Origin of the sequence: Streptomyces sp. NBC_00425 (assembly GCF_036030735.1) — a bacterium.
Taxonomy (GTDB): domain Bacteria; phylum Actinomycetota; class Actinomycetes; order Streptomycetales; family Streptomycetaceae; genus Streptomyces.
In genome coordinates this window covers 9,385,790-9,398,810 of the sequence record NZ_CP107928.1, presented here as the reverse complement: position 1 = coordinate 9,398,810, position 13,021 = coordinate 9,385,790, and the positions used below count along the sequence as shown (strand labels likewise).

The window sequence follows — 13,021 nt, the reverse complement described above, 5'->3', positions numbered from 1 at the left end:
AGCCGGTCCGGCAGGACCGTTCCGGCCATTCATGGGGGTGACGTGACGTGCAGGTCGAGCGGCGCCCGGTGCTATCCGGTCGCCCGTGGCGGGGCGCTGCTGTCCCGGATGGTCAGGGTCGGGCGCAGCAGCGTCAGTACGTTGGTCGGCGGCCGGCCGGAGTCGACGGCGCGCAGCAGCAGCTCGACGGCCTGCTGGGCCATCTCCCGCTTCGGGACGGTGACCGTGGTCAGCGCTGGTTGGATCCGACCGACCTGGGCGATGTCGTCGAAGCCGACGACGCTGACGTCGTTGGGGACCCGCCGCCCGGACCGGACCACCGCCTCGACGGCGCCGAGGGCCAGGATGTCGTGGGTGGCGAAGATCGCCGTCAGTTCCGGATCCGCCTCCAGTGCCGCACAGCCCGCGTCGAAGCCGCCAGCGGCGTCGTCCGTGGTGCAGGGGAACACCTTGCGGTCGTCGATGGCCAGCCCGTGGTCGGCGAACGCCCGGCGCAACCCGACCACGCGCGGCTCGTGCGCGGGGAGATCGGCGATCACCGCGACGTTCCGATGGCCGAGATCCCTCAGGTAGCGCCCGGCCAGGAACCCGGCGTGCTCGTAGTCGATGGACACCACCGGCAGCATGGTCGGCGGGTCCCCCTCCCAGGCGAACAGCGCGACCGGGAAGGCAGCCTCGACGAGCATCGGCAGTTGCTGTGCGACGCCGTTGTCGCAGGCGACCAGCAGTGCGTCGACCGAGCGCGCGGCGAGGTTCTCCAGGTGGGCCCGGGTGTAGTCGGGATCGTTGCGCGTCGTGGCCAGCAGCAGGTTGTAGCCGTGGCCGACCAGCACGTTCTCCACCTCCTCGACCACTTCCGAATAGAACGGGTTGGCCACCGACGGCACGAACAGCCCCACGGTCGCCGTGCTGCCGGTTCGCAGTGAGCGCGCCACCAGGTTCGGCTTGTAGCCGAGTTCCGCAATCGCCGTGTTCACCTTCGCCAGAGTCTCCGGCCGCACCTTCTTGCCGGACACCACGTTGGAGACGGTCTGCTTGGTGACTCCCGCCCTCGCGGCCACATCCGCCATTGTCACCACGTAGGCTCCCCGAAACTTTTATCGATCCACGAAAGTGGCGTCAGCGTAAGGCGACCGTCGCAGGAGGGCAAGGCTTCGCACCGTGGCCGCGATTCAGCCGTTACGGAGCGCGGCGAGGGCGCCATGAAGAGGTCATGACTGTTTCCGCGACTTGACGTGCGCGGAGCATTGACGGTTCCGGAAATGCCGCAGTAACGTCCCGGCCACGCCAATCTCGTGGATCGATCAATGTGGTGGGTGTCACCCTGGCCCACCGCGCGTCACAACACTCGACGTCACCTCGCGCCCCCGCGCTCGGTGCGTCGGTTTGGTCCTCTCGGCCGCGACGGCCCCAAGGGCTGCGGTCCGGCCGCGGCCCGGCCGCGGCATCGCGCTCCGCGCCGTCTCCTGCAGACGGGGAGCGCCTGAACAGACCTGGAAAGGTCTCGTCCTGAGGAGAGACAGGCATGATCCGACCGGCCGGCGACGACGCCGACCCGAACCGCGCCCCGGCGCGACGCAGCTCGCGCGTGAAACGCATCATCGCGGCCGCTGCCGGCGTCACCATTGCGGCGGCGAGCCTCATGCTCACCGGCACCGTCCCCGCACAAGCCGCCACCACCGTCCACACGTACGCGCCGACGGGCGTGGGAGGCGGTACGACGACGTCCCCGGACCAGGCGTCCACCAAGTACCAGGTGCAGGTCGCCGGCACGCCCGTCCAGACCGTGCGGTACACCGCGAACCGCAACAACTTCGACATCGCGCGCTTCGCGTCGGACTCCCGGACACCGACGATCACGGTCACGCTGCCCAGCACCACGATCGACACGGTGAACGTCTACCCGGCGCGCTACTACCCGCCCGGCAGCGTCTCGGTGAGCACGGACAAGCACACCCTGACGTTCCAGATGTCAGCCGACGCCGGGTTGAACCAAGCGATCGTGATGGTCAACGGCGACTCGACCAGCGTGACGGGACAGCCCTACCTGGCGGTCATCAACGACCCTCTGGAAGACCCGGCGCAGCGTCCGAACACCACGAGCGCATCGGACGGTTCCGGCGTCAACCTGCAGACCGGCGTCCTCAACTTCCAGGAGTTCGCCGCGAAGTACCTCGCGGCGCACCCGAACAGCACGGCTCAGCAGGCTCCCGCCGCGACGACGAGCTCCATGGCCGGCAAGACCGTCAACGGCACCGCCATCCCCGCCGGTCAGCAAACCTCGGCCGGGACCCTGGTGAGCGCGAGCAGCGTCAATGTGCGGTACCCGAATGTGCGGGTCATGGCCGCCGACGACGTCACGTACGCCCTGCGGGCCGCCATCGGCACCATCAAAGCCAACCCCACGGCGCTCAACACGCTCTACTTCCCGAACGGCACGTACCTGTGGTCCGGTCTCCTGGTCAACGGTGTGGACGGCAGCAAGCTCAAGGGCGGCAAACTGAAGATCTACACCGACGAAGGGGCCCTGCTCAAGAACCGCATCCAGGGGTACATGGAGGCGTTCGAGCCGGCGGTCGGGATCATCAACTCGAGCAACATCGAAATCGACGGCCGCGGCGTCTTCGACGCCAACGGCGTGGCGAACTACCGCAGTGACTCGCACGACGCCTACCGCAGTCAGCACCAGGGCGGCGTCATGGTCATGCACTCGTCGGACATCACGTTCAACGACACCTACGAGCGTGACGCGAAGCAGTGGAACTACGAGACCCACAGCGCCAACAGGGTGACGTTCAACAACATCAAGGCCCTCACCCCGTACCCCCAGCCGTGGATCGACGGGACGGACTTCGCGAGCGGCCAGGACATCACCGCCAACGGCGTCTTCACCCTCGGCAACGACGACGCGTTCGCCTCCGGCCACTACAACCCCAGCGACGGATTCACCCCGCTGGCCTCCGGCGTGTGGGGCAACTTCCAGCTCGGCACCTCCACTCCCGACGTCCAGGGCTATGCCAACGCGGTGGGCGCCCACGACGCCGTCGCCGACGACCTCGGGTTCGACAACTACCACTGGGACAACGCGGACTCGAAGAACATCTCGGTCAGCAACACGTTGAACTGGTCCGCCGGTGCCGGCAACTCGATCCGAATCGGATGGAGTTCGTGGGGATACAAGCTCAACAACTACACGTTCGACAATTTCAACTCCCTCTCGCAGGGGGCCGGCGGCATCTTCACGCAGAACAGCCCCAAACCGTACCCGCGCATCTCGAGCATCGTGATCAAGAACAGCTCGTTCGACACCTCCCGGTACACGTCGGGACCGATCAGGCTCAACGGCGGCAACGGATCCACCCAGACCATCACCGCCGAAGACCAGGCGACCTACGGGCTCGCCCCCAACCCTGACGGGTCGGGCGCCACGTACACGTACACCAGGACCCCGATCAGCACCTTCAAGCTCGACAACGTGTGGTTCTCGCAGCAGAAGCCGAACAGCAGCCCGTTGAACGGCGCCACGAACGTGACGCTGAACAACCTCCGCGTCGCAGACCAGCTCGTCGAATACAGCAGTCAGTTCCCGCTGGCGCCGAGCGGGATCAGCACGCTGACGTCCACCTTCACGGACCCGAACGGCCAGACCCGGAACGTCAGGGCCGGCGCCCTCACCAGCGGCGACACCTGGGTGGGCGCGTGGACCGGCGACCAGACCAGGAACAACTCCTCGGACCTGACCCTCATCACCCGCAACACCGGGGTCGGCCTGATGGGCGAGCAGTACACCACCGGATCCGGCGACGGAAAGCTCTCCTACATCCAGTTCCCGCTCAGCAGCCTCACCAGGGCACCGAGCCAGGCGACGCTCCATCTCACCTACGTCGGCCACCGCTACTCGTCGGTCCCGTCGACCGACACCGACCAGCTCCTCGTGCAACCCGTCAGCGACACCGCCTGCACCGGCGGCGGCACGTCCTGCCCGGTCAACACGATGACCTGGCAGAACCGGCCGAGCTTCACCGCCACGACCTCATCCGTCGCGAAGTCGGCCACCTTCACCCTCGGTTCGACCGTCATCGCCGAGGGCGGCGGAACCCATCAGGGCAACGCCATCGACGGCCGCGACGTCACCGTCGACATCACCTCCTTCGTCCAGAACGCCTACGCGGCGGGCCGGTCCACGCTCGTGCTCGCCGTCGGCAACGCGGGGGGCACCAACCACGAGCTGCGCTTCGTCAGCTCCGAAGGCGCCGCCGGCTCCGGGAAGCTCGCCAACGGGACCGCCGACATGGCACCCGGGCTGACCGTGACCCCGTAGACACCGGAGGCACTCGAGGCCGGTACGTCCCCGAAGGACGCGCCGGCCTCGACCGTGCGTGTCAACCGTCGACTGCTCCGTCTCCGCAGTCGTCCTGCGCTGGGGGATCGCACGCCCCCCCGAGCCCTTCGGTCGCCGATGAGTTTCGGTGTGCTTCTATGACTGGGCCGTCATCGACCTGGCCGGCGTGATCTCGCGGCCCGGCCGCCCGCACCCGTGGGCCGCTGGAGACGACCCGGCGACGGGCCCGACCGGCCCGTCAGGCGCTGGACCGGGTGACCAGTCGGGTGGGCAGGATCAGCGGGGTGGGGTCCTGACCGTCGAGGAGTGCGACCAGCATGCGGGCCGTCTCCCGACCGAGGGCCGTGATGGGCTGATGGACGGTGGTGAGCGGCGGGTCGGCGATCCTGGCGATCTCCAGGTCGTCGAAGCCCACCACGCCGACGTCGGCGGGGACCAGCCGGCCGGCCCCTCGCAGGCTGCGCAGCGCCCCCGCCGCCATGTTGTCGTTGGCGGCGAACACCCCGTCCACATCGGGGTCGCTCCGCAGCAGGGCGGCCATGACGGCGGCGCCGCTGGGCTCGGTGAAGTCCCCCTCCAGCGGTGGGAACGGTTCGAGGCCGGCCGCAAGCACGGCGTCGCGGTATCCGCGGTACCGGGCGCGGCCGGCCCCGGTGTCGAGGCGCCCGCAGATCGCGGCGACACGGGTCCGGCCGTGGGACAGCAGGTACTCGGTGGCCTCGCGCGCTCCGCCGACGTTGTCGACGTCCACGTACCACCGCGGAGCCGGACCGACCGGGCGTCCGCCGAACACGACGGGTATCGCGGCCTCCTGGGCCATCCGGGCCAGCGGATCGTCCTCGCGCAGCGCCATCAGCATGACGCCGTCGGCGCCCCTGGACCGGAACAGCTCCTCCACCCGCTTGCGCCCCCGGTCGGAAGCGGCCAGGCAGAGCATCAGGTGCAGGTCGGCCTCCTCCAGGGCGGCCGACGCCCCCACGATCACCTGGGCGAAGAACGGGTCCGCGAAGATCGACGGATCCTCGCCGGAGACGACCAGGGCGGCCGCTCCCGTCTGACGGGTGGCCAGGGCACGGGCCCGCGGGTTCGGCACGTAACCGAGGTGCCGGACGGCCCGCTCGACTGCCTCCCGTTTGGCGCGGCTGACGTGCGGAGCGTTGTTGAGGGCGCGGGAGGCCACGGAACGGGAGACGCCGGCGAGTGCGGCCACCTCGTCGAGAGTCGGCTGCCGCCGAGGCGCGGCTTCTGCCATGGACCGTGAGCCTTTCCGTCATGGCCGCGAAGAGCCGGAGAACCGGGGAACCGGAGCCCTTCGGGGTCGGGACAGGACCTGGAAGCGCTTCCAGTTCCAGGACTCTAGATCCTCTTCTTCGCCCTGGGAAGGCGTCTGACGCTCCGCGACGGGCCGCACGAGCACGGGACCAGCGCCTTTCGCTCTGACGCTTGACAGTTCTGACGCCCCGCCACACCATACCGACCACACCCCAAGGCTCTCCGCACTGCTGGGAACGCTTCCAGTGGGAGCGCTCCCAGGGTCAGCACCTCCGCACCTCCGCACCTCCGCACCTCCGCAGCGCGTCGCATGCTCGGGACGAGCGCGTGCGACGCATCCCCGCCAGGAAACCGAGGTTCAGTCATGCGCCGCAGGCTCCGCGCCCTCGTGACAGCGTTCTTCGCTCTGCCGCTGGCACTCGCCGCCGCACCGTCGGCACACGCCGCCGACCCGACCACCATGACCAGCGGGTTCTACGTCGACCCCGACGCCAGCGCGAAACGGTGGGTCGCCGCCAACCCCGGCGACGGCCGGGCGCCCGCGATCAGCGCCTCCCTCGCCAACACTCCGGCCGCCCGCTGGTTCGGCTCCTGGAGCGGGGCCATCGGCACCGCCGCCGGCTCGTACGCGGGGGCGGCGGACCGTGCGGACAAACTGCCCCTCCTCGTCGCGTACAACGTCTACAACCGCGACTACTGCGGCGGCCATTCGGCGGGCGGCGCCGCCTCGCCGTCCGCGTACGCCAACTGGATCGCGCAGTTCGCCGGCGGCATCGCCAACCGCCCGGCGGTCGTGCTTCTCGAACCGGACTCCCTCGGGGACTACGGCTGCATGAACCAGGCCCAGATCAACGAACGGCAGGGCATGCTCAGCGGCGCCCTGAGCCAGTTCAGCCGACAGGCCCCCAACACCTGGGTCTACCTCGACGCCGGCAACCCGGGCTGGGCCGACGCTGCGACCATGGCCCAGCGGCTGCACAACGCCGGTCTGCGGCAGGCCCATGGCTTCTCGCTCAACATCTCCAACTACTTCACCACGGCCGAGAACACCGCCTACGGCAATGCCGTCAACCGCGAACTGAGCTCCCGCTACGGCTACACCAAGCCGTTCGTCGTGGACACCAGCCGCAACGGCAACGGCTCCAACGGCCAGTGGTGCAACCCCTCCGGTCGCCGCATCGGCACTTCCACCCGGCTGGGCGGAGGCGCCGAGATGCTCCTGTGGATCAAGACCCCGGGTGAGTCAGACGGCAACTGCGGCGTCGGAGGCGGCTCCTCGGCCGGTCAGTTCCTCCCGGAGGTCGCCTACAAGATGATCTACGGCTACTGATCCCCCGCCCCCGGTCCGTGGCCCGTTCCCATGGCCCGATCCCGGCGAACGGGCCACGGACCGCGGGCGCTCCCCCGTCCCTCCATCCATCCATCCCCCATCGATCAGGAGCAGCCATGACAACACCTCGTCCGCGGCGCCGCGCGGCCGCGGTCCTAGCCGCCCTCACCGCCTGCGCCGCTCTCACCACGACGCAGGCCCAGGCCCGGCCGGAGCCCCCGTCCCCGTCCCAGTCCCAGTCCCAGCCACAGCCACAATCTTCGTCACGGGACGCACCGGGGCAGGGCGCGATCACCTCCGGCACAAGGTTCTACGCCGACCCGCACGGCAAGGCCGCACAGCAGGCCCTCGTGGACCTCAAGCGGGGTGACCTCGCGAACGCCGCGAACATGGCCCGGCTCGCGAGCTGGCCCCAGGCGGAATGGTTCACCGAGGGCACGCCCGGCGAGGTACGCGCCAAGGTGCGCCGGCTCGTCCACCGGGCCGGCGCGGCTCACCGGACGCCGGTCCTGGTCGCCTACGACGTGCCCGGCCGCGACTGCACGCAGTACTCCAGCGGCGGAGCGGCGTCCTCTGCCGCCTACCGGCAGTGGATCGACGCCTTCGCCGCCGGCATCGGCGCCGGACAGGCGGTGGTCGTCGTCGAACCCGACGGCCTGGCCCTCCTCCCGAAGGACTGCGGCCCCGGCGCCGACCCGACCGGCGCGCTCACGGCCGCCCGGATCGCCGACGTGGCGTACGCCGTCAGGACTCTCAAGGCCCGGCCGCGCACCGCGGTCTACCTTGACGCGGGGAACGTCCTGTGGCGGCCGGTCGGCGACATGGCACAGCGGCTCCTGGACGCCGGGGTCCGCTCCGCCGACGGCTTCTCGCTGAACGTGTCCAACACCCTCCCCACCGCCCACAACGCCAGGTACGGCGCCTGGGTGGCGAAGTGCATGTGGTTCGCTTCCGAGGGACCGGAGCAGGCGCGCGGCCACACCGACTGGTGCGCCGGTCAGTACTACTCGTCGGCCGCCCCCAACGACGGCGTCCCGGGCAACGCCGTGGACTCCGCCGATCCCGCCACCTGGCGGTGGACCGACGCCTGGTTCGACCAGAACGTGGGCGCCCCGCCGGCCGGCCGTCTGCAGCACTTCGTGATCGACACGAGCCGTAACGGTCGGGGCGCCTGGGCCCCGGAGCCGGGCAAGTACAGCGGGGACCCGGAGGTCTGGTGCAACGCTCCCGGACGGGGTCTCGGGCCGCGTCCCACCGCGGCCACGGGCGTGCCCCTCGTCGACGCCTACCTGTGGATCAAGATCCCCGGCGAGTCCGACGGCAGTTGCACGCGCAACACCGGCGGCACGATCGACCCGGAGTACGGCATCGTCGACCCGCCCGCCGGCACCTGGTGGCCCGACCAGGCGCATGCGCTGGCCCGCAACGCGGCGCCCCGCCTCGCGTTCAACCGCTGAACGGCCGGGACCGCCCTGCGGCCGGCCGCAGGGCGGTCCGCTCACGCGCCGGGACGAGCTCCTTCCTCCAGCTTCTCGAAGAAGAACTCGTGTTTGAGGAAGGAGACGTCGTACTCGTGACCGGCCTGGGGTGGCAGCAGCTGGGAGGCCTGAAACAGGCGCCACCCGTCGCACAGCGCGGCGAGCCCGGTGGCGTAGGGCGGCTCGTCGCCGTCACCGGTCGTCGGGCGGGTCCGGCCGGTCCCGTCGTACCGGGACCAGCCGACGACGTCGGAGTCCAGCGCCGAGGTGGCGAGATAAAGGACCATGACCTGCTGCCTCATGCCCGGCTCCTCTGTGTCGGCCTGTTGGTGACGCGGGTGACCCAGTGCTCGACGTCGAACTGGTCGTCGCCGGTCAGGGCCCGCCACAGCAGGATGCGGTTGTACGTCTCCAGTCGGGCGGTGGCCTGCTCGTACCAGGGGAAACCGGCGGAGAGTTCCGCGGCGACGGCCGGGTCGTGCAGGTCGGAGGTGTCCCAGAGGCGGACCTGCGGCACCGTGGGATTGAGGCGGAGCTTGTACATGTGGCGGCGGTGCGCGGTGTCGTTGCGGCGCCCGCTGTGCCAGATGCCGTGGTGCAGCAGGACGACCGTCCCCGCGGGGCAGGTCAGACGCGTCTGCCCCCGGAGGTTCTGGACACGTCCGATGTCCGTCTCGTTGATCCTGCGCAGATGGCTTCCGGGCACGCTCAGGGTGCCGCCCATCGCGGCGGTCACCTCATGCGGGTAGTACATGAGCTGGATGTCGAACGCGTCCGGCCGTACGTCGATGATCGCGTCCGCGTGGAGGTCCTGCGCGTGTCCCTCGTGCGGCCGGCGGACGTGCACGGCGTGGTGGTCGACGGTCGGGCCGGGGCCGACCAGGCTTTCCACCGCGCCGGCGACGACCGGCAGGGCGAGCAGTTCGTGCACGAAGACGTCCGGGGCGAAGGCCTCGCTCAGCGGGGTGCCGTAGGGCACCTGCGGCAGGCCCTCGTCCAGGGTCGCGACGGCCCGTTCGTTGATCTCCTGCGGCACCGCCCCGTCCAGGCGCACGAATCCCTGCGCGACGAAGCGGGCCACCTGAACCGATGTCAGGAGGTGCTTGCTGGTTGACATGCGACGAACGTATGCGCCCGGTACGGCTGGGTCGTGGGCTGAATTCGTCCACTGCTGGTAATTTTCCACCCCATGAGGACCACGACGCTCTGGCTCGACGAACCGCCCACCGTGGTGGGCGCCGGCATCGGGGTGCACGGCGTCTCCACCGCACACGACGTCTTCCGCCTGCCCGACCTGTGGCAGCTGCACCTCTACCACTACGAGGGCGCCCTGACGCTGGGGCAGTCCGTCCACGCCATACGTCCCGGCCACGTCAGTCTGGTGCCGCCGGACACGGAGGTGCACTTCCACTACCGGGGCAGGTCGGAGCATCTCTACGTCCATCTGCGGCTGCGGGAGAGCGGATCGGCACGGGCGGTCCCGGTGATGCAGGACGCGGCGGCCGAGAGCGCACGCCTGGCCGATCTGCTCCGCCGTGCCGTGACGGCCCTGCCGGCCTCGCCCTCGCGGGCCACCGCCGAAGTGTGGGCCGCTCTGTGGCGCATCGCCGAGTTGCCGAGCGGCGAGGGAGAGGGACGCCGCCACCCGTACGTGTCCGCCGCGCAGGCCCACGTCGAGGAACACCTGGCCGACCCGCTGTCGGTGCCTGACATAGCGCGAGCCGTCGGGATCTCCCACACGCACCTGACGCGCCTGTTCCGTGCCGAGACAGGCCTCACGGTCGTCTCGTACATCCGGCGTCGGCGCCTGCAGCGCGCCCGTCACCTGCTGGCGTCCTCCACCCTGTCCGTCACCGCCGTCGCCGCGGCCGTGGGCATCGCCGATCTCCAGGCCTTCAACAAGGCCTGCCGTCGCGAACTGGGCGCGAGCCCGCGCGAGGTGCGTGCGACGGCCGGACGCCCCGGCCCCGGCGGCGAGAAAGGGTCATCGCAGGCGCCAGGGGCGCCAGACGCACCAGAGGCGCCGAAGGCGCCAGGACACCTCACCGGCCCCTGATCGAGGCCTCGTAGGGCCCTCCCGAGCGTTGACGGACCCTCACAGGGCGTCTCATCTCACTCGTCGACGGTCCCGATGCGCTCGGTTGCCGTGCGCCACGGACCCTCGTCCGCCGACTGCCGACCATCGTTCGGCATCTCGGACGCCGTGAGGGCTCGGCCGCCCTCGCCCCGTCGCTCCGACGGACGAGCTCCCGCACCCAGCGAAGGAGACGTCACGGACGACCGCGCTGCGCAGGGCCCGCGCTACCTGGCGGATGCATCGCGGGCGGACGGCGGCCCGGGTGCGGTACTGGCTCCTCGACGACTCCGGACTGGACTTCACGGGCTGCCACTGGCACTACTCGGCGCACGACGACCGGTCGTCGCCGACCGGCTCACCTCGTTCGTCGCCGGCCTCCCGATCGGCTGGTGACGACACCGGACGCCCCGCCAAGGGCGAGGGGCGCCTGTCCAACGTCCACAGCGGCAGGGTGCTCGACAACCCGGGCGCCTCCACCAGCGCCGGCACGGCCTTGGACCAGTGGCAGGACACCAACGCCGGCAACCAGTGGTGGAAGCTCGTGCCGGCCGCCACCAGCGGCTCCTACCACCTCGTCAACGTCAAGAGCGGCCTGCATGCGGACGTGCAGAGCGGATCGGCCGCTGACGGCGCCAAGGTCGTCCAGTGGCCCGCCGGCAGCGGCTCCCACCAGGAATGGCAGCCCGTCGGAGTCTGACGCCCCGGCCATCCCCCCGGGCCGTGTGCAGGTGCCGACTCATCATGCGCACGGCCTCGGCAGAGCAGTCCCCGGGGGAGGACAGGAGCTGATCACTCTGTTCGGAGTTCTCACCTGGGGCGGTGCAGGGTGATGACCGAGGGGGCGCTCGGGTCTCCCTTCACGACGAACAGTTGCGGCTGGTCGACCGTGCCGGCCGCCTGCCAGTCGCGGAGGGCACCGCAACCGGGGATCGTGAGCGTGATGCGGTCCCGCGGTCCACCGTGGGCTGGGCGGCCGGCCTCGGGCTGCGGCACGAAAGTCCATGTGCCGGTGCCTGAGCACGAGTCCCACGGCCCGGCGTTCTCGTCGACCAGCGGCATGTTGTCTCCCTCGGCTTCGCCGTTCGCGCCCAGCCGCAGCCGGTACGCGCCGCCACCGCCGAACCAGTCCCCGACGTAGCCTCCCCGCTCGAGCCGGGGCGGCTCGTACGTGTGCCAGCGGGTCCATTCCTGGAGGAGCCCGCCGACAGCGGTGAGGAGCAGGGCCACTCCGGTGACAGCGCCGATCCGGGACGCCATCGCCCCCCAACCCAGCGACCGGCGGTGCGCGTACCAGGCCGCTGTCACCGGGAGCAGCCCGGTGCCCGCGATCCAGGCCGCGGTCCACCCGACCGGGACGTCCCACACCGAGACGGCCCACGCCATGTGGGCCACAGCGACCGCAGCGGACCCGAGCACCGCTCGCAGCGCCGCCCACGGCGGAGCCGCCAGGAGCCGGGCCAGCGCCATGGCGGGCAGGGTGAACAGCAGCCAGTGCAGGTACCCGGCGAGGACCACGAGGAAGAGCACCCGGGGTGCCCAGGCGAGGGCGCCACCCGCGAAACCTGTGCCGTGATCGTCCCGCATGCCGGCCGTGGCAAGGAAAACCGCTCCCGCGACGACGAGCTGCGCCATGAAGGCCAGCTCCGCCCCGGTCGCCAGGTGCGACCACCTCCCGTCGGGCGCCGGAACGCTCGGCTGCGCACTCGGCCCCAGAGCCACTACGGGCACCCCCGATTCCTGGTCATCGGCCTGGCGGGAGCAGAGGAAGAGCTGTCCGATCTTCCGCGGTCATCGCCGCATCCCCCGCCATCTCCCACCGTGAACACGGCGTGTGCCGCAGAGCCCGTCCTCCGAGCCCTGACCGATCACCCGATTCACCTGAACACCCGAGAGTTTCCCGGACCGCCCCCCTTGACCACCTCGGGGGAACTACGCATTCGCGCACGTATGTCGGGCGGCTCGACGGCGAACTCAGCTGAGAAAGCCGGGTTGTCAGCGGACGCATCCGGGCCGCCGTGGGTCCGTGCTGCGGGCAGTCCGCAGCCGTCACTTCCTGCGGAGGACCACGAGCGCCAGCATCATGCCTGTCAGAAGCAGGAACGCCACGAGCGAGGCGAAGAAGACGACTTCGATCCAGTCGGCGTTCGCACCGGTGAGCGTGCCGTCGGCGTACGCACAGGCCACCTCCGGGGGGAAAGTCTGCCGACGCAGGTCACCGCAGGAGTTCGGCAGATCGTCATGGACGACGTAGGCGTTCAGCCAGCACAGCGCCCAACTCGCCACGGCGGCCGTCAGCGAGGCCCAGAAGGCGGCCCACAGTGCGGTCGGTCGGTTGCCTGCCTGGGATGCCGTTGGAGATGCCGTCATGATCGGAGCGTACCGGCCACCCTGCGGCCCACTCCCCCGCGGAGCGCACCACGCCCGGTGACACTTCCCGCGTTCCGTTCCCGCATTCCGTTCCCGCGTTCCGTTCCGGCGTTCCGTCGGGTTCGGTACCGTCCCCACGTCGATGCGATCATGAG

11 protein-coding genes are annotated in these 13,021 nt (G+C 70.4%); 5 read left to right on the top strand and 6 right to left on the bottom strand.

Annotation, left to right across the window (positions count from 1 at the left end):
* Window positions 1–71 precede the first annotated feature (71 nt).
* Window positions 72–1,070, bottom strand: a complete 999-nt coding sequence (locus OHS82_RS41560; RefSeq protein WP_242433079.1) for a LacI family DNA-binding transcriptional regulator — start codon at window positions 1,068–1,070, stop codon at window positions 72–74.
* A 455-nt stretch (window positions 1,071–1,525) separates the two neighbouring features.
* Between OHS82_RS41560 and OHS82_RS41555 the strand changes: the two genes are divergently transcribed.
* Window positions 1,526–4,321 carry a DNRLRE domain-containing protein gene (locus OHS82_RS41555; RefSeq protein WP_328435829.1) on the top strand — a complete coding sequence of 932 codons (2,796 nt, stop codon included), beginning with the start codon at window positions 1,526–1,528 and terminating at the stop codon, window positions 4,319–4,321.
* 259 nt (window positions 4,322–4,580) lie between these two features.
* Here the strand turns inward: OHS82_RS41555 and OHS82_RS41550 are convergent, their stop codons facing one another.
* Window positions 4,581–5,594: a LacI family DNA-binding transcriptional regulator gene (locus OHS82_RS41550; RefSeq protein ID WP_328435827.1), complete on the bottom strand. Its 1,014-nt coding sequence runs from the start codon at window positions 5,592–5,594 to the stop codon at window positions 4,581–4,583.
* A gap of 384 nt (window positions 5,595–5,978) precedes the next feature.
* On the opposite strand from OHS82_RS41550, the gene OHS82_RS41545 reads away from it, so the two are divergent.
* Together OHS82_RS41545 and OHS82_RS41540 are read left to right on the top strand one after the other, a co-directional pair.
* Window positions 5,979–6,944 carry a glycoside hydrolase family 6 protein gene (locus tag OHS82_RS41545; RefSeq protein ID WP_057577285.1) on the top strand — a complete coding sequence of 322 codons (966 nt, stop codon included), beginning with the start codon at window positions 5,979–5,981 and terminating at the stop codon, window positions 6,942–6,944.
* A gap of 116 nt (window positions 6,945–7,060) precedes the next feature.
* The gene (locus OHS82_RS41540) at window positions 7,061–8,401 is read left to right on the top strand and encodes a glycoside hydrolase family 6 protein (protein ID WP_328435824.1); all 1,341 of its coding nucleotides are present in this window, start codon (window positions 7,061–7,063) and stop codon (window positions 8,399–8,401) included.
* Window positions 8,402–8,442: 41 nt separating this feature from the next.
* Here the strand turns inward: OHS82_RS41540 and OHS82_RS41535 are convergent, their stop codons facing one another.
* Together OHS82_RS41535 and OHS82_RS41530 are read right to left on the bottom strand one after the other, a co-directional pair.
* Window positions 8,443–8,724 carry a hypothetical protein gene (locus tag OHS82_RS41535; RefSeq protein ID WP_057577283.1) on the bottom strand — a complete coding sequence of 94 codons (282 nt, stop codon included), beginning with the start codon at window positions 8,722–8,724 and terminating at the stop codon, window positions 8,443–8,445.
* Window positions 8,721–9,539 carry a phytanoyl-CoA dioxygenase family protein gene (locus tag OHS82_RS41530; RefSeq protein WP_328435821.1) on the bottom strand — a complete coding sequence of 273 codons (819 nt, stop codon included), beginning with the start codon at window positions 9,537–9,539 and terminating at the stop codon, window positions 8,721–8,723. The genes OHS82_RS41535 and OHS82_RS41530 overlap by 4 nt, the downstream gene beginning before the upstream one ends.
* Before the next feature lie 72 nt (window positions 9,540–9,611).
* Between OHS82_RS41530 and OHS82_RS41525 the strand changes: the two genes are divergently transcribed.
* Together OHS82_RS41525 and OHS82_RS41520 are read left to right on the top strand one after the other, a co-directional pair.
* Window positions 9,612–10,478 carry an AraC family transcriptional regulator gene (locus tag OHS82_RS41525; RefSeq protein WP_079041124.1) on the top strand — a complete coding sequence of 289 codons (867 nt, stop codon included), beginning with the start codon at window positions 9,612–9,614 and terminating at the stop codon, window positions 10,476–10,478.
* A 283-nt stretch (window positions 10,479–10,761) separates the two neighbouring features.
* Window positions 10,762–11,196 carry an RICIN domain-containing protein gene (locus OHS82_RS41520; protein ID WP_328435818.1) on the top strand — a complete coding sequence of 145 codons (435 nt, stop codon included), beginning with the start codon at window positions 10,762–10,764 and terminating at the stop codon, window positions 11,194–11,196.
* A 110-nt stretch (window positions 11,197–11,306) separates the two neighbouring features.
* Here the strand turns inward: OHS82_RS41520 and OHS82_RS41515 are convergent, their stop codons facing one another.
* Together OHS82_RS41515 and OHS82_RS41510 are read right to left on the bottom strand one after the other, a co-directional pair.
* A complete protein-coding gene (locus OHS82_RS41515; protein ID WP_328435816.1) occupies window positions 11,307–12,227 on the bottom strand; it encodes a hypothetical protein in 921 nt (306 codons plus the stop codon).
* 318 nt (window positions 12,228–12,545) lie between these two features.
* Window positions 12,546–12,866 carry a hypothetical protein gene (locus tag OHS82_RS41510; RefSeq protein ID WP_328435814.1) on the bottom strand — a complete coding sequence of 107 codons (321 nt, stop codon included), beginning with the start codon at window positions 12,864–12,866 and terminating at the stop codon, window positions 12,546–12,548.
* Between the last annotated feature and the right edge of the window lie 155 nt (window positions 12,867–13,021).

Excerpts from the sequence above, each read along its gene's own strand:
- OHS82_RS41550 (WP_328435827.1), bottom strand. The coding sequence starts at position 5,594 with ATGGCAGAAGCCGCGCCTCGGCGGCAGCCGACTCTCGACGAGGTGGCC.
- OHS82_RS41525 (WP_079041124.1), top strand. The coding sequence starts at position 9,612 with ATGAGGACCACGACGCTCTGGCTCGACGAACCGCCCACCGTGGTGGGC.
- OHS82_RS41540 (WP_328435824.1), top strand. The coding sequence starts at position 7,061 with ATGACAACACCTCGTCCGCGGCGCCGCGCGGCCGCGGTCCTAGCCGCC.
- OHS82_RS41545 (WP_057577285.1), top strand. The coding sequence starts at position 5,979 with ATGCGCCGCAGGCTCCGCGCCCTCGTGACAGCGTTCTTCGCTCTGCCG.
- OHS82_RS41560 (WP_242433079.1), bottom strand. The coding sequence starts at position 1,070 with ATGGCGGATGTGGCCGCGAGGGCGGGAGTCACCAAGCAGACCGTCTCC.
- OHS82_RS41510 (WP_328435814.1), bottom strand. The coding sequence starts at position 12,866 with ATGACGGCATCTCCAACGGCATCCCAGGCAGGCAACCGACCGACCGCA.
- OHS82_RS41555 (WP_328435829.1), top strand. The coding sequence starts at position 1,526 with ATGATCCGACCGGCCGGCGACGACGCCGACCCGAACCGCGCCCCGGCG.
- OHS82_RS41530 (WP_328435821.1), bottom strand. The coding sequence starts at position 9,539 with ATGTCAACCAGCAAGCACCTCCTGACATCGGTTCAGGTGGCCCGCTTC.
- OHS82_RS41535 (WP_057577283.1), bottom strand. The coding sequence starts at position 8,724 with ATGAGGCAGCAGGTCATGGTCCTTTATCTCGCCACCTCGGCGCTGGAC.